The 16,865-nt window shown below is 68.3% G+C and carries 13 protein-coding genes; 10 read left to right on the plus strand and 3 right to left on the minus strand.

Annotated elements, in window-relative coordinates; translation table 11 throughout:
* Positions 1-170: 170 nt before the first annotated feature.
* Positions 171-1,427: a serine hydroxymethyltransferase gene (gene glyA, locus AAGA11_11060; GenBank protein ID MEM9603393.1), complete on the minus strand. Its 1,257-nt coding sequence runs from the start codon at positions 1,425-1,427 to the stop codon at positions 171-173.
* 188 nt (positions 1,428-1,615) lie between these two features.
* Here glyA and AAGA11_11065 point away from each other — a divergent pair, with 188 nt between their 5' ends.
* The 3 genes from AAGA11_11065 (at position 1,616) to AAGA11_11075 (ending at position 5,935) form a co-directional block, all read left to right on the plus strand.
* Complete coding sequence (locus tag AAGA11_11065) at positions 1,616-2,302, plus strand: hypothetical protein (protein ID MEM9603394.1); 687 nt, start codon at positions 1,616-1,618, stop codon at positions 2,300-2,302.
* 62 nt (positions 2,303-2,364) lie between these two features.
* Positions 2,365-4,626 carry a DUF255 domain-containing protein gene (locus AAGA11_11070; protein MEM9603395.1) on the plus strand — a complete coding sequence of 754 codons (2,262 nt, stop codon included), beginning with the start codon at positions 2,365-2,367 and terminating at the stop codon, positions 4,624-4,626.
* A gap of 184 nt (positions 4,627-4,810) precedes the next feature.
* Entirely contained in the window at positions 4,811-5,935 is a 1,125-nt protein-coding gene (locus AAGA11_11075; protein ID MEM9603396.1) for a DUF4147 domain-containing protein, read from the plus strand.
* Positions 5,936-5,966: 31 nt separating this feature from the next.
* Here AAGA11_11075 and AAGA11_11080 read toward each other — a convergent pair whose 3' ends face one another.
* The gene (locus tag AAGA11_11080) at positions 5,967-6,425 is read right to left on the minus strand and encodes a prepilin-type N-terminal cleavage/methylation domain-containing protein (GenBank protein MEM9603397.1); all 459 of its coding nucleotides are present in this window, start codon (positions 6,423-6,425) and stop codon (positions 5,967-5,969) included.
* Between the two features lie 117 nt (positions 6,426-6,542).
* Positions 6,543-7,196, minus strand: coding sequence for a flavin reductase family protein (locus tag AAGA11_11085; GenBank protein ID MEM9603398.1), 654 nt, complete (start codon positions 7,194-7,196; stop codon positions 6,543-6,545).
* A 251-nt stretch (positions 7,197-7,447) separates the two neighbouring features.
* Here AAGA11_11085 and AAGA11_11090 point away from each other — a divergent pair, with 251 nt between their 5' ends.
* From AAGA11_11090 to AAGA11_11120, 7 genes are all read left to right on the plus strand, one after another.
* Positions 7,448-8,737: an Hsp70 family protein gene (locus tag AAGA11_11090; GenBank protein ID MEM9603399.1), complete on the plus strand. Its 1,290-nt coding sequence runs from the start codon at positions 7,448-7,450 to the stop codon at positions 8,735-8,737.
* 227 nt (positions 8,738-8,964) lie between these two features.
* Positions 8,965-11,070 (plus strand): hydantoinase/oxoprolinase family protein, encoded by a 2,106-nt coding sequence (locus AAGA11_11095; protein ID MEM9603400.1) that lies wholly within the window; start codon positions 8,965-8,967, stop codon positions 11,068-11,070.
* A gap of 1 nt (position 11,071) precedes the next feature.
* Positions 11,072-12,733, plus strand: a complete 1,662-nt coding sequence (locus tag AAGA11_11100; GenBank protein MEM9603401.1) for a hydantoinase B/oxoprolinase family protein — start codon at positions 11,072-11,074, stop codon at positions 12,731-12,733.
* Between the two features lie 26 nt (positions 12,734-12,759).
* The gene (locus AAGA11_11105; GenBank protein MEM9603402.1) at positions 12,760-13,788 is read left to right on the plus strand and encodes a histidinol-phosphate transaminase; all 1,029 of its coding nucleotides are present in this window, start codon (positions 12,760-12,762) and stop codon (positions 13,786-13,788) included.
* On the plus strand, positions 13,785-14,540 hold the full coding sequence (locus AAGA11_11110) for an Asp/Glu racemase (GenBank protein ID MEM9603403.1): 756 nt from the start codon (positions 13,785-13,787) through the stop codon (positions 14,538-14,540). Before AAGA11_11105 ends, AAGA11_11110 begins: the two co-directional genes overlap by 4 nt.
* A gap of 74 nt (positions 14,541-14,614) precedes the next feature.
* Positions 14,615-16,447, plus strand: a complete 1,833-nt coding sequence (locus AAGA11_11115) for an ABC transporter ATP-binding protein (GenBank protein MEM9603404.1) — start codon at positions 14,615-14,617, stop codon at positions 16,445-16,447.
* Between the two features lie 98 nt (positions 16,448-16,545).
* The gene (locus AAGA11_11120) at positions 16,546-16,851 is read left to right on the plus strand and encodes a hypothetical protein (protein ID MEM9603405.1); all 306 of its coding nucleotides are present in this window, start codon (positions 16,546-16,548) and stop codon (positions 16,849-16,851) included.
* The last annotated feature ends 14 nt before the right edge of the window (positions 16,852-16,865 follow it).

Raw genomic sequence — 16,865 nt, forward strand, 5'->3', positions numbered from 1 at the left:
ACCCCACCCGGGCTTCCCCCCCCCCTCCCCCACCACCCCACAAAAAACCTGGTGTGTTTGTTCTTGGGGGGGGGGGGCCGCGGCTGTGTCCCCCCCCCCCCCCGGGGCCGCCCCCCCACGCCGATGTGGCGTGCGAGCCCGGGCGGCCCGACGGGGCCGCCAGCCGGTGATCAGCCCGCGCGGTACACCGGGAAGCGCGTGCAGAGTGCCACGACCTTCTCGGCCGTTGCGGCGATCACCTCCGCGTTGTCGAGGTCGTCGAGTACGTCGCACATCCACCCGGCGAGTTCGCGCACCTCGGCTTCCTTGAAGCCGCGCGTGGTCGCCGCGGGCGTGCCGATGCGCAGGCCCGACGTCACGAACGGGGATTGCGGGTCGTTCGGCACGGTGTTCTTGTTGACCGTGATGTGGGCCTTGCCAAGGGCCGCGTCGGCAGCTTTGCCAGTGACACCCTTGGGGGACAGGTCGAGCAGGAAGAGGTGGTTCTCGGTGCCGCCCGAGACGATCTTGTAGCCACGCTCGATGAACACCGCGGCCATCGCCGCCGCGTTGTCGACCACCTGCTGCTGGTAGGTGGTGAAGCCGGGATCCATGGCCTCTTTGAATGCCACGGCCTTGCCTGCAATGACGTGCATGAGCGGGCCGCCCTGCATGCCCGGGAAGACCATCGAGTTGAGTCTCTTCTCAATCTCGGCGTTTTCGCGCGCGAGGATCAGGCCACCGCGCGGGCCCCGCAGGGTCTTGTGCGTGGTGGTGGTGACCACATCGGCCACCGGCACCGGGTTCGGGTAGTGGCCGGTTGCGACCAGGCCCGCGACGTGCGCCATGTCGGCCAGCAGGTACGCGCCAACCTCGTCGGCGATGTCACGGAAGCGTTGCCAGTCGAGGATTTGCGAGTAGGCCGAGAAGCCCGCGACGATCAGCTTCGGCTTGTGCTCGCGCGCGAGCCGTTCGACCTCGTCGTAGTCGAGGATACCGTCGGCGTCGACCCCGTATTGCACGGCGTTGTAGAACTTGCCGGAGAAATTCGGCGCCGCGCCGTGCGTGAGGTGGCCCCCGTCCGACAGCCGCATACCCAACACCGTGTCACCGGGCTGCAACAGCGCGAAAAACACCGCGTTGTTGGCCGAGGAGCCCGAATGGGGCTGCACGTTCGCGTAGTTCGCGCCAAAAAGCGCCTTGGCGCGCTCGATCGCCAGCGCTTCGGCCACATCGACGTGCTCGCAGCCGCCGTAGTAGCGCTTCGAGGGGTAGCCCTCGGCGTACTTGTTGGTCAACACCGAGCCCTGTGCCTCGAGCACACGCGGGCTGGTGTAGTTCTCCGAGGCGATGAGTTCGACGTGGTGCTCCTGGCGGGTCACTTCGGCGTCGATCGCAGCCTGGAGTTCGGCGTCGAGGTCGGCAATGCGGTCGTTGGCGCTGAACATGGCGGGTTCCTGCAAGGGGATGAAATCCGCCCATTATACGCACGCGATACGCCACCCCCGTGCTGCAACGCGCTCAACTGCGACACAAATCTCCTTCAATGGGCCGCACCCGACGCCACGGTGTCAAACGGCCCCGAATCGGGCGTTGCTACACTCAGCCCACCGCCACCACTCGCCCGGACCCCCGCATGGCCACACCGACACTGCACGAGAGCATCGCTCGCCGCCACACGCAGAAGGTGCTGCGCAACACCGCGGTTCGAACCCCGCTGACACCGGCGCAGCAGGACCGGCTCGACACCACGCTCGAGGCCATGCTCGCGGCCGCGCAGCACGCGCCCTACCACAAGCCGGCACACGCCCCGTTGCACTGCCAGGGCAGGCTCACCTCGCGGGTGCCGTGGCGGGTCTACGTGATTGCGCAGCCGACCTGCTGGCAGCTCATCGACCTGATCAGCGCCCGCGCGGCGGCCGAACCCACGTCCACCTGGGCACGCGCGCAGGGCTCGAAGATGCCGTCCCTGCTCGCCGCGGCGGCCGCGGTGGTCCAGGTCAACTGGTGCCCGACGCCCGACGACGCTGCCGAGGTGCCGCTGAACACCGTCAATTGCGAACACATCGCCGCCACCGCTGCCGCCGTGCAGAACATGCTGCTCATTGCAGCAGACGCCGGCGTCGCCAACTACTGGTCCACCGGCGGCATCCTGCGAGAGCCGGCCTTGCAGGCACAGCTCGGCATGGAACCCGGCGGGCAGCCACTCGCCTCGGTGTTCCTGTCCTTCCCCGAAGCCGATGACACGGTCAAGCCCGGCGCGATGCGCGACGTCAAGGGTGAGATCAGCGATTGGGCGCGCACCGTCACGCTCGACCACTGACACCGGAACCCGCGGGCCCGCCGGCGATCAGACGCCTGGTCTGACATCCACCGGATAACCACATGCCGGCGATCGGCCCCGCTGCCTCGACCCTGCTGTTGCTGACTGCGCTGATGGCTGCGCCCGCGCACGCCACCGGTGACGTTGCCGAAACCGAAACGCCGACGAACCGCCTTGCCGACAGCGCTTCCCCGTACCTGCGCCAACACGCGCACAACCCGATCGATTGGTACCCCTGGGGCGACGAGGCGTTCGAACGCGCCCGGCGCGAGAACAAGCCGATCTTTCTCTCGGTCGGCTACAGCACCTGCCACTGGTGCCACGTCATGGCGCGTGAGAGCTTCGAGGACCCGGTGGTCGGCGAGCTCATGAACCGCCACTTCATTGCCGTCAAGGTCGATCGGGAGCGGCGACCGGACGTCGACGAGCCCTACCTGCTCGCCACCCAGACCCTCACCGGTCGGGGCGGTTGGCCCAACAACGTGTTCCTGACGCCGGACCTGGACCCGTTCTTCGCCACGATCTACGAACCCCGCGACGCCCTGCTCGCGCTGCTGCACCGCGGCAACGAACTGTGGCAAGACGCCGAAGTCGGCCTCCGCCGCGACGGCGAACGGGTCATGGCACACGTGCTCGAGCTCATGAACAGCCGGCACGCTGCCGAGGTACTCGACGCGGCGCTGCTGGACACCACCGTGGCCGAGCTGGTCTCACGCCACGACACGGTCGAGGGCGGCTTCGACATCGCGCCCAAGTTTCCGCGTGAATCGTGGCTGCTGCTGCTGCTGCACCACGCCGAACGCGACGGTGACAGCGCCGCACTGCAGGCGGTGAAGACAACCGTGGACAACATCCTCGACGGTGGCATTCACGATCAACTGCAGGGCGGCTTCCACCGCTACGCTGTCGACCCGTCGTGGCGTGTTCCGCACTTCGAGAAGATGCTGTACACCCAAGCGCAGATGGCACGCGTGCTGGTCGCGCTCTACCAACTGACAGGGGACCCACGCTACCGCGACGCCACGCGCCGCACCCTGGACTTCGTGCTGACCGACATGCGCGATACCGACGGCGGTTTCTACTCGGCCTTCGACGCGGAGGACGCCGCCGGCGAGGGACACTTCTACACCTGGACCGACGCCGACCTGGCTGCGGCCCTGCCGCGCGCCACCGACCGGGCGCTCGCGGCCGCGCACTTCGGGGTGATCGGCGACGGCCCGCACAACGGCCGGCACGTGCTGCACCGGGCCACGTCGATCGAAACGCTGGCCGCCGAACGCCAGGAGACCGTCGCCGAGACCGGATTCGCGCTCCGCCAGGTCACGCTGCAGTTGCGCCGCGCGCGCGACCAGCGTCCCGCGCCGAAACGCGACACCAAGCGGGTGTTGGACTGGAACGCGCTCGTGGTGATCGCACTCGCCGAGGCCGCGCAGACGCTCGACATCCCGATTTACCTCGAGGCCGCGAAGGCGGCACTCGCGTTCGTCGACGCCGCCATGGTCGACGCCGACGGCACGCTGCAGCGGGTCTTCTTTGACGGCCGTGCCGACTTGCCAGCACAACAGCGCGACTACGCGCTGCTCGCGCTCGCGCACCTCACGCTGCACGACGCCACCGGCGATGCGCGCTGGTTGCGCTCAGCCGAGACGCTCGCGGCCGACATGCATCACCGTTTCCACGACGCCGGGGTCGGCGACTACTTCATGAACCCGGCGGACAGCGCGATGCCCCGGTTCAAGTCCCGCGACGACTCGGCCTTCCCGTCGGGCAACGGCAGCGCCCTGGCGCTGTACGCCGCGCTGGCCAACCGCACGCTCGACCCCGAACACACAAACCGCGCAACGGCGTTGATGGAGGCACTGAGCGGCATCGTGGCCGAGCGCCCGGCGGTCGCCTCGGCCGCACTGGTCGCCGCCGACCGCCTGCAGCGCGGCCAATACGGCCCCCGGCAACACCTCTCGCAGGGCCGGGTGTTTGCCAGCGCCCGACACGTGGCGGGCGCGACGCGGCTGAGCTTGCGAATCGAGCCGGGCTGGCACATCAATGCGACCGAACCGTTGCAGGACTACCTCACGCCCACCCACGTCGAATTGCTCGGCAGCAACGGTGCCGTGCTTGCGCAACAACCGACCGTGTCGCTGCCGAGACCTGCACGAAAGCGGCTCGACTACAGCCCGACCGAGCTGCTGTTGCACGAGGGCGAGCTGCACATTGACGTACCGACCGCGGGCGCGCACGCCATCGGCCTGACCCTGCAGGCCTGTTCAAACGACGTGTGCCTGCCCCCCACCACCGCGCAGTTCAGGTTGCCGGGTCAGCTGTGAGACAGCGCTGCCCAGCCTGTCCGCACTTGCATTTAGTTGGTCGATCACTCGCCGCTGCTTGGCGCTGAGCGCCGCTTGCCGCACCGGCGACTCTGCTGGCACACTCTGGCAGTGCCGCACAATTCTGCGATTGCGCCACCTGTCTCCCCACGGCACCGCCGTGTGTCGCCCGATGAGTCCCCGTATGTCCCCTTCCACCCGACGCACACGACTTGAGTCACTCTGGTGGGACGCCGTTGATGCGGTGGGTGGGCACCGGTCCGTGGCCACTGCGCTCGAATCGGAACCGATCGCCCCGCCAACACGCATCCTCGCGGTCGGCAAGGCCGCCAGTGGCATGGCGGAGGGCGCACTTACCCACTTTCCCGACACCCCGACGCTGGTGGTGACCAAACACGGTCATGCCAGCGACACCCTGCGGTCCCTGCACGGCGTCACGGTCATCGAATCGGCCCACCCGGTGCCGGACGCAAACTCGATCGCCGCCGGTCACGCCCTGCTCGAGGCCATGGCGGCAACGGCAGCCAATGACCACGTGCTGTTGCTGGTCTCCGGTGGCGCCTCGGCGCTCGCCGAAGCCCTGCCCGCTGGCTGGACACTCGCCGACCTGCAAGCCTTGAACGCCGAGATGCTCGCAGGCGGGCTCCCGATCGGCGAGATGAACCGGCGTCGCCGAGCGACGTCCCGCATCAAGGGCGGCAAGCTCGTGGCGGCGAGTCGCTGTCCGGTCACCGTACTCGCCCTCTCGGATGTCGAGGGCGATGGCATCGACACCATCGGGTCCGGCATCGGCGACCCAACCGATCGGCCGGGCTGCAGCGCGCGCCTGGTTGCCAGCAACCGCATCGCCCGCGCCCGCGCTGCCGGGGCCGCGACAGCGGCCGGGTTGACCGTGGTCGAGAACGCGGAAGCCTTGTACGACGACGTCTTCGCCCTGGCGGCACGCCTCGGCCCGTCGCTCGCAGACGCCACACCCGGCGTCTACCTCTACGGCGGCGAACCCACGGTTGTGTTGCCGTCCGAACCGGGGCGCGGCGGCCGCAACCAGGCCCTGGCACTGGCGCTCGCCGAGCACATTGCCGGGCTACCCCACATCAGCGTGTTGGTGGCCGGCACCGACGGCAGCGACGGCCCCACCGGCGACGCCGGTGGGGTGGTGGACGGTGGCACCTGGCGCGAGGGCGCCCGGGCGGCATTGGATGCGGCCGACGCCGGCACCTTCCTGTCGGCTTGCGGTGGGCTGTTCACCACCGGACCCACGCACACCAACGTGATGGACCTCGCCATCGCGATCGTCGAACCGCGCTGATCAAAGTGTCACGCTTGCACTATTTGGGGTATCAGGAAAACGCCTGGGCGCATTCGCCCGGCAGGGCGTCATCCGGCACCTGGCGGCCACCCTGTGGGTGGTTGCTGCAGACCCACTGAATCATCGCCGGGTTGCTGAGGTCGGGTTTCATCATCACGATCTTGCCGCTCAACAACGACCCGGCCTCGTCGCCGTACCAGACCTCCAGCGAATCCCAGATCGGTTGCCAGATGATGCGTTCGACCTTGGCAGCGCGGCCCGCAGGGTCGACGAAATAGTCGATGCGAGCCGCAGGGAAACTGCCGTTGAGGTTGTATTCCTCCATGATTTGGGTTTTCACACCCTCCATCATGGACACGCCGCTGGCCACGTTGGCCTGCATGACGTAGCTGCGGTAACTCGGCAGGGCGATCGACGCGAGGATGCCGATGATCGCAATGACAATCATCAACTCGATGAGCGTGAATCCCCGCTGGGTGCGACCGCGCATGTCTTATCTCTCTACTACAACTACACCCCCATCGGCCGACCACGGCAAATCTTTAACGGCAGGCGGACCTGCGGCAGGTGTCCCTTCGACGCCGCGCCGCGACCCATCGATCGCTCCTCAGGCCTTGCCCTCGAGCCCGTCCTCGGCCGCGCCGGAGGCCTCGGGGATGCGCATCTCGAAAACGTCCCGAACCACGGTGTAGTCGTAGTAACCCAGGCGAGCGATCGGTTCGATCGAGGCGATATCGAGTTTACCCGACGGCAGCAGCACGCGGTCGTCGACGTGAATCAGGGCGACACGGCCGAACACCACGTCGACCCAACCGACCGGGCTGTTGCCTGGTAGCCGCGTGGTCGACAGGTATTCACATTCGAAATGGCAGGGGCTTTCGGCCACACGCGGACCGGGCGCCCGCGCGCTCGCCGTCGGTGTCACCCCCGCCTGCGCAAACTCATCGACGTCGGACGGCACCGCCATCGCCGAGCGGTTGACTGCGTCGCGCAGCGCGCGGGTCGCCATGTTCCAGACGAACCAGCCCGTCTGCTCGGCGTTGCAGACGGTGTCCTTGCGGCGGCCGTCCGGGTACTGATTGGCCGCAAACATCACCATGGGTGGGTCGAAGCTCAGGTTCTGCCACTGGCTGTAGGGCGCGAGGTTCCGTACCCCGGCCGGGGACACGGTTGGCAACCAGCCGATGGGCCGCGGCACCGTGCAGGCTTTGAAGGGACTGTACGGCAAGGGGCAGTCATCGATACCAGGTGCGTACTCCACGGCTGAACTCCATCGGGCCCGGCCCTCGACGGTAACAAAGCGATCTCGCGGTGTGTCAACAGCGGACCCAGTGTGTGTGAGCTGCGCGTGCGCTTTACCGTGCCGCAGGACTTCGGCTGCAGACGCATTGAGTGCTTGTGCCGTAGCTGTATTTACATGGAATGATACGGCAAACGAGGTGCATGCCAGCCCCGATGCGAGTACACTGCGCGGCCGCATTTCGCGGCCCCCTTTGATACCCCGGACCCGCCATGGCCTTGTGTGGACTCGATTTCGGCACATCCAACTCCACGCTGGCGGTGCTCAGGGACGGCGCGCCGACCATGGTGCCGCTCGAAACCGACGCGCAGGGCGTCACTCATACCACCCTGCCCAGCGCGATCTTCTTCGGTTTCGAGGACACCGCAACCGACGTGGGTCGCCGCGCGGTGTCGCGCTACACCGCCGGTGAACCGGGCCGCCTGATGCGGTCGATGAAAAGCGTGCTCGGCACCGGTCTCATGGGCGAGCACACCCAGGTCCTCGGTCGGTCGTTGAGCTACGACGACATCATCGGCCTGTTCGTCACGCGGCTGCGCGCGGCCGGCAACCGCGTCTTCGACGGGCAGGCTGAACTCGACGCGGTCGTCATGGGGCGGCCGGTGTTTTTCAACGACAGCGACCCGGCCCGCGACCGGGCAGCCGAAGAGCACCTCGCGACGATCGCGCGCCTGGCGGGTTTCACCGACGTGTCGTTCCAGTACGAGCCGATCGCCGCCGCGCTCGACTACGAGTCGCGTGTGCAGGGTGAAGAGCTCGCCGTGATCATCGACGTGGGCGGCGGCACCTCCGACTTCACGTTGATCCGGCTCTCGGCGGCCCGCCACACAGACGTCGACCGCAGCGCCGACGTGCTCGCCAATCACGGCGTCCACATCGGCGGCACGGACTTCGACCGCAATCTTTCGGTCCACGGTGTCATGCCGACCTTCGGCCGCGGCGTGCCGCTCGCGCAACGGCCGAGCATGGTGATGCCGAGCTACTACTACTTCGACCTCGCCACCTGGCACCGCATCCACCTGTTGTACGAGCGCCACATCGCACGGGAGCTCGTGCAGGTACAACGCGACCTGTCGGACAAGCGGCCCGTGGACCGGTTGCTGGACGTCTTGAAACACCGCCGCGGACACCACCTGGCGGCGCTGGTCGAACAGGCCAAAATCGCCTTGTCCGAGCACGAGCAGGTCGCCGTGCCACTCGATACGCTGTTGCCGGCCGGCACAGAGCCGGTGCCGCCGTGTGATCTCACGCGGCCGATGTTGCACGAAGCCATCGGCGACGCGGTCGCGTCGGTGTTCGCGGCCCTGGACGAAACGCTGACCCGGGCCGGCCTGACGCACGACCGTGTCGACACGGTGTTCACCACCGGCGGCTCGACCGCCTTGCCGTTGATCGCCGACTGCTGCCAACGCGCCTTCCCGACGGCTCGGCACGTCGCTGGCGACCTCTACACCAGCGTCGGCACCGGCCTGCTCGCCGAAGCGCGCAAACGCTACCGCTGACCTGCCGCGCCACGGGTGGAGTTGACGCGCCGCCGCGTCGCGGTCTACTGTCGTGCCACCACCGCAGGCGTTTCAGCATGCACACCGCTGCCCCCCACCGCCACCCCTGCATTCGCCGCCACACCGGCTGCGACCTCGTCGGCCGCTGACGCCGGGCCGCCGCGCGCCCGTGAGTGACGCGGACGTCTCCCCTGGTATTCACCCCGGCTCGAACGGAGGGCGCTGCGGTGACCAACGCTTCCGGGCTTCGATTGGCCTCAGACATTGGCGGCACCTTCACCGACACGGTGTTGATGCACGACGGGGCTGTCCTCGCCACCACCAAAACACTGACCACCCACGCTGCGCCCGCCGAGGGCGCGCTGGTCGGCGCGACCCGCGTGTTGGGCGAAGCGGGCCTGCACTTTGACGCGGTCGACGGCATGGTGCATGGCACCACGCTCGCGACCAACGCGTTGATCGAACGGCGCGGCGCCCGCGTCGCGACCGTCTGCACCGCGGGCTTTCGCGACATCCTCGAGATCGGCTACGAGCGGCGCTACAGCCAGTACGACATCAACCTCCGCAAACCGGATTTGTTGGTCCCCCGCCACCGCAGCCTGTCTGTCGACGAGCGCGTGTCGGTCCGCGGCGAGGTGCTGCGGCCGCTGACCGACGCGGCGATCGACGCGGTCATCGTGCAACTGGACGCGCTCGAGGCCGAGGCGGTGGCGGTGTGTCTGCTGCACAGCTACGCCAACCCGCAACACGAGGAGAAGCTGGCTGACGCCGTGCAGCGGCGCCGGCCGGGGCTGCACGTGTCGCTCTCGAGTGCCGTGAGCCCGGAGGCGCGCGAGTTCGATCGGCTCTGCACCACGGTGGCCAACGCCTACATCCAGCCCCTGATGTCGGGCTACCTGCACGACTTCGACCGGCGCTTCAACGAGGCCGGTCTCGGTTGTGCGGTGCTGATGATGACCGCCGGGGGCGGCATGTGCACCCTCGACACCGCCGCCCGCTTTCCGATTCGCCTGGTGGAATCGGGGCCGGCCGGCGGGGCGCTGCTGGCCGAGCGCATTGCCCGCCAACTGCAGCTCCCGCACGCGCTGTCTTTCGACATGGGCGGCACCACCGCCAAGCTCTGCCTGATCGACGGTACGCCGCAACGCGCCCGGCAGTTCGAGATCGCTCGCCAGGCCCGCTTCATCAAAGGCAGCGGCATGCCGGTTCGCATCCCGGTGATCGACATGATCGAGATCGGCGCCGGCGGCGGGTCGATCGCGTCGATCGACCGGCTCGGACGCCTGCAACTCGGCCCGGAGAGTGCCGGCAGCGAACCGGGCCCGGTGGCGTTCGACCGTGGCGGAGTGTCGCCGACGGTCACCGACGCGGACCTGACGCTCGGCTACCTCGACCCGACCCGGTTCGCCGAGGGGCGCCTCACCCTGAACACCGACAAGGCGCGACGCGTGATTGCCGATCAGATCGCGCCGAGCCTCGACCTCGCTGGCGCGGATGCCGCAGCCCGGGCCGCCTACGGCATCAGCCGTGTGGTTGACGAAAACATGGCGAGTGCGGCCCGTATGCACGCCGTTGAATCCGGCAAACACCTCGGTGTCCGCACGATGATCGTGTTTGGCGGCAACGGCCCGTTGCACGCGACGCGTGTGGCCCGCGCAGCGGGTGTCGACCGCATCGTCGTCCCACCCGACCCGAGTGTCGGGTCGGCGTTGGGCTTTCTCCACGCACCGGTGTCGTTCGAGATCGTGCGCAGCCAGTACGGACTGCTCGACACGCTCGACCTCGACACCGTCAACCACCTGTTTGACGAACTCATCGGCGACGCACGCACGGTGGTTGACGCCGGCGCGCCCGGTGCCGCGGTGGACGTCAGCCGCATCGCGTACCTGCGCTACCACGGTCAGGGGCACGAGATCGAAATCGCGCTGCCCGATCGGCCGCTGCGCGACACCGACCTGGGCGCCGTGCGCAACGCCTTCGACACAGCATACGCGGCGCAATACAGCCGCCCTGTGCCAGGCATGCAGATCGAGATACTCAATTGGTCGGTGACGGTGCGCACGCGCGCGCTCGACGAGGCGAGCGAGCGCCAGGCGGCGACTGACGCAGCAACCCACAGCACACCGAACGGTACCACCACCACACTCCGGTGCGACCTCAACGACACCCCGGTCGAGGCGCTCGTGGTCAACCGTGACGCGCTGACGCCCGGCCACCGGATCACCGGACCGGCGCTGGTCGTCGAACCCCAAACCACCACCCTGGTCAGTGCCGACTTCGGCGCGGAGGTCGACGCGTTCGGCAACCTGGTGCTCACACGGGAGGCCCGTTGACATGGCCGCTTCGACATCGTCTGCACTGCTGCAAGTGCAATGGAACCGCTTGCTCGCCCTGGTCGAGGAGCAGGCACAAACCCTGATCCGGGCCGCGTTCAGCCCCATCGTGCGCGAGTGCGGTGACATCTCGGCCGGCCTCTTCGACCGCTCGGGTCGCATGCTGGCACAGGCGGTCACAGGCACCCCTGGCCACATCAACACCATGGCGGAAGCCGTGCACGCGCTGATGGCCCACTTTCCGACGACCACCATGCGACCGGGCGACATCTACCTCACCAACGACCCCTGGCTCGCCTCGGGCCACCTGAACGACTTTCTGCTGCTGATGCCCGCCTTTCACAACGGCGAGGTGATCGGCTTCAGCAGCTGCACCTCGCACCTCGTGGACCTCGGCGGCAAAGGCATGGGCCCGGAGGGCAGCGACGTGTTCGACGAGGGCTTGCTGGTGCCACCGTGCAAACTGGTCGACCGCGGGCACTTGAACGCGTTGCTGATGGACATCGTACGCGCCAACTCGCGCGAACCGGTGGCCAACGAGGGCGACATCTACGCGTTGATTGCCTGTTGCGAAGCCGGCGTGGCCCGACTCGAATTGCTGTTGCGCGAATTCTACCTCGACACGCTCGACCCGCTGGCCGAGCACATCATCAGCACTTCGCTCACCGGCACCGAGGCCGCTATTCGCGCGGTGCCGAACGGCACCTACCACCACGCGCTGCGCGTCGACGGCTACGAGCGGCCTATCACGCTCGCCGCGAGTCTGACCGTGACCGACGCGGACATGACGCTGGACTTCGACGGCACCGACGGGTGCTCGGAGAGAGGCATCAACGTGCCACTCAACTACGCCACCGCCTACGCCGTGTTCGCGTTGCGGTGCATCGTCGGCCCGGACATCCCGAACAACGCCGGCAGCCTCGCGCCGTTCCGCGTGGTCGGTCCCGCCGGGTGCATTCTGAACGCCCAGCGGCCGGCACCGGTCGCCATGCGCCACACCCTCGGGCAGATGATGCCGGACCTGGTGTACGGCGCCTTGCACCAGGCGTTGCCGGATGCGGTGCCAGCCGAGGGCGCGTCGTGCATGTACGACCTGCCACTGCGCAGCGCACCCGAGGTGGCGCGCGACGGCGGGCACGCCTTCGCCGTCGAGTTGGTTCACAACGGCGGCACCGGCGCCCGGCCGCAGCTCGATGGCCTGTCGGCGACAGCGTTTCCGAGCGGGGTGTTCGGCAGCCAGGTGGAAATCACCGAGGCGGTCGCGCCGGTGCGCATCGAGCAACGCGAGTTGCGCCCCGACAGCGGCGGTGCGGGCCGCTTCCGCGGCGGCCTCGGCCAACGCATCCGCCTCACCCCGTCCGGCGGCGGCGCCGTGATCGCCTACCTCTCGGTCGAACGGGTGCAACACCCGGCCGCTGGCCGCGCCGGTGGCCTCGACGGTGAACCGGGCCGCATCCGACTCGATGGCGCCGACGCCGATTTCCCCGGCAAGGGCGAACTGCGCATCGAACCGGGCCAAACCCTGGTGTTCGACACGCCCGGTGGCGGCGGCTATGGCCCGCCGTCACAACGCAGCGCGGCCGACCTCGAGCGCGACCTCAGAAACGGCCTGGTCAACCCCGATACCGCCGCGGCCGTGTACGGCCGCACGGAGGCCCCGTGATCCGTCCCACACCACAGGTCGCGGCGATGGCCGCCTACGCCCTCACCGACCTCGACAGCGACGCATTCTCGCTCGCCCAGAACGAGAGTTTCTGGCCGCCGAGCCCGGCTGCGCTCGCCGCGCTTGCCGACGGCCACACCGCGCACGCCCTCTACCCCGACCCGGACTGGACGGCCTTGCGCGCCGCCATCGCCGGGGTGCACGGCCTGCCGCCCGACCACCTGCTGTGCGGCTCGGGGTCGATGGAGTTGCTTGGCGCCGTGATCCGGGCGTTCAGCGGCCCGGGCGACACCGTGCTGGCGAGCGACTACAGCTACGCCTACGTTGCCACCGCGTGCCGGCACGCCGGCAGCGAGCGCCTGTCGGTGCCGGAGCCGGACTACCGGGTGGACGTCGACGCGCTGCTCGACGCAGTGCGGGACACCACCCGCATCGTCTTCGTCGCCAACCCCGGCAACCCGACTGGCACCCACGTGCCCCCACGTGAGCTGATCCGGCTGCGCTCGGCCCTGCCCGACCACGTGCTGCTCGTGGTGGACGAGGCCTACGGCGAATTCGCACCGGCCGACGGCGGGGTGCTCTGGCCCCTGATCGAGCGTGGCGACACGGTCGTCACCCGCAGCTTCTCCAAGGCCTACGCCCTGGCCGGGGCACGCGTCGGCTGGTGCGCCTTGCACGCCTCGCTGGCGGCCGAGGTGCGCAAACTGCTCAACCCGAACAACGTGTCCCGCGCGAGCCAACGGGCAGCGGCGGCCGCAATACAAGACGCGAACCACCTCGAGACCGTTGTCGCCGCAACGCGTGCGGCGCGCACCCAACTGTGCGACGGCGTGCGAGCGCTCGGCCTGGCCGCGCCCGAGAGCCACACCAACTTCGTGCTGGTGCCGTTCGCCGACGCACAGACCTGCACGCGTGCCGACACCACCCTGCGGTCGTGTGGCGTGCAGGCGCGGTCCCTCGGCGGCTACGGGCTCAGCCACTGCCTGCGCATCACGGTCGCCGACCCCCCGACCATCTCGACCGTACTCTCCGCCATCGAGGACAGCTTGTCATGACCGCACCAACCGACATCGACTCGCGCGGGGGGCTGCGCATCGGCCTGTTGGTGCCGTTCACCAACACCAACTTCGAACCGGACATGGTGCGGCTGAAACCCCCGGGTGCGACCTTGCACAGCGCGCGCCTGGGCGGCTACGACAGCGAGGCCATTCCGGGTGCCGACCAAATGGCCGGTCTCGGCGCCTCGCCCGTGGACGAACCGGTTCGGTTGATCGCGGGCGTGCGGCCCCACGCGGTGCTGTACGGCTGCACGTCGGCCACGCTGACGCACGGAAGGGCATTTGATCAGTCGTTGTCGGCCACCCTGGCCGAGCGCTGCGGCGCCGTGTCGATCACCGCGGCCGGCGCGCTGGTGGCGGCGCTGCACACCCTCGGGGTCCGACGCGTCGGCTTCGCCTCCCCCTACCTCGGTGAGATCAACACCCAGGCGACGGCGTTTCTCGCCGACGCAGGCGTGCAGACGGTGAGGTGCCACGACATCGGCCGCGCCCTCGACAACTACGGCCAGGGGGAGCTCACGCCAGCCGAGGTGTACGCGCTCGGGTGTGCGGCGGACCACCCCGAGGCCGAGGCCATTGTGCTCTCGTGCACCGACATGCGGTCGGTCGAAGCTGTCGAGGCGCTGGAGGCCACCCTTGGCAAACCTGTTGTGACATCCAATCAGGCGATGGTCCACACCCTGTGCACCGCCGTGGGCTGTCCGCCACCGCCGGACGCGTGTGGCACGCTGTTGCGCGACCACCTCTGACTAAACACACGGCACACGCGCCGCACGAGCGCTGTGCGACAATGGCAACTTTCCCGTTTCCGTGGCGGTGCGCCGTGCGTCGAGTGTTCGACTACTTCGAATCGCTGATCGAGCCGTTCCCCGAGGACGAGGCAGCGCAGCCGCCCAACCGGCTCTCGGCCTTCGTGCTGTATTTCATTCGCCCGCACTGGCGCGTGTTCGCCGCTGTGTCGGCGCTCGCCTGTGCCGCGGGTGCGATCGAAATCTGGTTGTTTGCCTTCCTCGGTCACCTCGTCGACGCGCTGGTTGAACACGACCCCGCGACCTTGCTCGAGGCCTACGGCCCGATGCTCGCGCTGGCAGCGGTAGCGGCCGTGTGCCTACCGATCGTGTCGGCGTTGTTCAACCTGACGATGTTCCAGGGCATCTACGGCAATTTCCCGGCGCGCCTGCGCTGGCATTTTCACCGCTACCTGCTGCGCCAGAGTGCGGCCTTCTATCAGGACGAATTCGCCGGGCGGATTTCCACCAAGCTCATGCAGACCGCGCTCTCGGTGCGCGACGTTGCGACCAAGCTGACCGACGTGTTTGTCTACGTGCTGACCTACGTGACCGGCATCTTCGTCGTGGTCGCGCAACTTGACTGGCGCCTCGCGCTGCCCTTCGGCGTCTGGTTGATCGCCTACGCCGCCGGCATGCGTTACTTCGTGCCGCGGTTCGCGCGCATCGCCGAGGCTCAGTCGGATGCACGCTCCAACATGACCGGCCGCGTCACCGACGCCTACACCAACATCACGACGGTCAAGCTGTTTTCCCACGCGGCGCGGGAGTCCGCGTTTGCCCGCGAGGGCATGGTCGAATTTCGCAAGCCGGTCGACGAGCAGATGCGCCTGTCCACGGTGTACGAGGTGGCGTTCAGCCTTCTCCACACGACCCTGCTGATCGCGTCCGGAGCGCTCGCACTGTGGCTGTGGCTGCGGGGCGATGTCGGCGCCGGTGCCGTGGCGGTGAGCATCGGGCTGGTGTTGCGCATCGAGGGCATGTCGCACTGGTTCGGCTGGGAGATCAACCACCTGTTCGAGAACATCGGCACCACGCTCGATGGCATGCAGATGTTGTCCAAGCCGCTGAACGTGACCAACGCGGCCGACGCCACGCCGCTCGCGTTGTCTGCGGGCTTGATCGAGTTCGACGCGGTCGACTTCGCCTACCCCGGCCAGACCGGCGTGTTCGAGCGCTTCGACCTCAGGATCGCCGGCGGTGAGCGGATCGGCCTGGTCGGCACGAGCGGCGCCGGCAAGTCGACGTTGGTGAATCTGTTGCTGCGCCTGTTTGACGTGGACGCTGGCGCGATTCGGATCGACGGCCAGCGCATCGACCGCGTGAGCCAACGCAGCCTGCGCGCGGCGATCGGCGTGGTCACCCAGGACACCTCGCTGTTGCACCGCTCGGTCGCGGACAACATCGGCTACGGCAAACCGGACGCCAGCGCTGCCGCGATCGCGGCGGCGGCACACCAGGCCGAGGCGGTCGACTTCATCGACACCTTGCAGGACGCCAAGGGGCGCACCGGCTACCAGGCCCACGTGGGCGAGCGCGGCGTCAAGTTGTCCGGCGGACAACGCCAGCGCATCGCGATCGCCCGTGTCCTGCTCAAGGATGCACCGATACTCGTGCTCGATGAGGCCACGTCGGCACTCGATTCCGAGGTCGAGGCCGCCATATCCGACAGCCTCGACGCGTTGATGCGCGGCAAGACCGTGATCGCCATCGCGCACCGCTTGTCGACCATCGCCCGCATGGACCGCCTCGTGGTCATCGACAACGGCCGGATCGTCGAAACCGGCACCCACGAGGAACTGGTGGCGCGCGGCGGACACTACGCCGCGCTATGGCACCGGCAGTCCGGCGGTTTCATCGGCGGGTAGGTAGAGACCCGCACGGTCGAGCAGACCGGAACCGAAGCCATGAAAACCGGTCTTTGTAAACAGGCGCAGCGTCGCGTCGGTCACGAGGACAGCCAGCCATGCCCACTCCACTGCGATCCCTGCTCGCGGCCACGGTGTTGACGACCGGTGCGCTGCTACCCGTTGTCCACGCCGACACCCTGCACTCCCGCGACTACCGTTGCGCTAGCCTGATTGAGCGTGTCAAGGACGAGGGCAAACTCACCTTCAAGGTGCGGTTTGGACAGTTGACGGTACACGCGTCACGCGACGCCTGCGACAGTTTCACGCACGACGCGGTGCGCTCCACCTGGCGGGCGCAGGACACCCGCCAGTGCGTGCTCGGCTACACCTGCGACAAGCGCATCATCCACTTCGACGAGTGAACCCGTGACCCCGG

This window comes from Pseudomonadota bacterium (assembly GCA_039196715.1).
GTDB lineage: Bacteria > Pseudomonadota > Gammaproteobacteria > CALCKW01 > CALCKW01 > CALCKW01.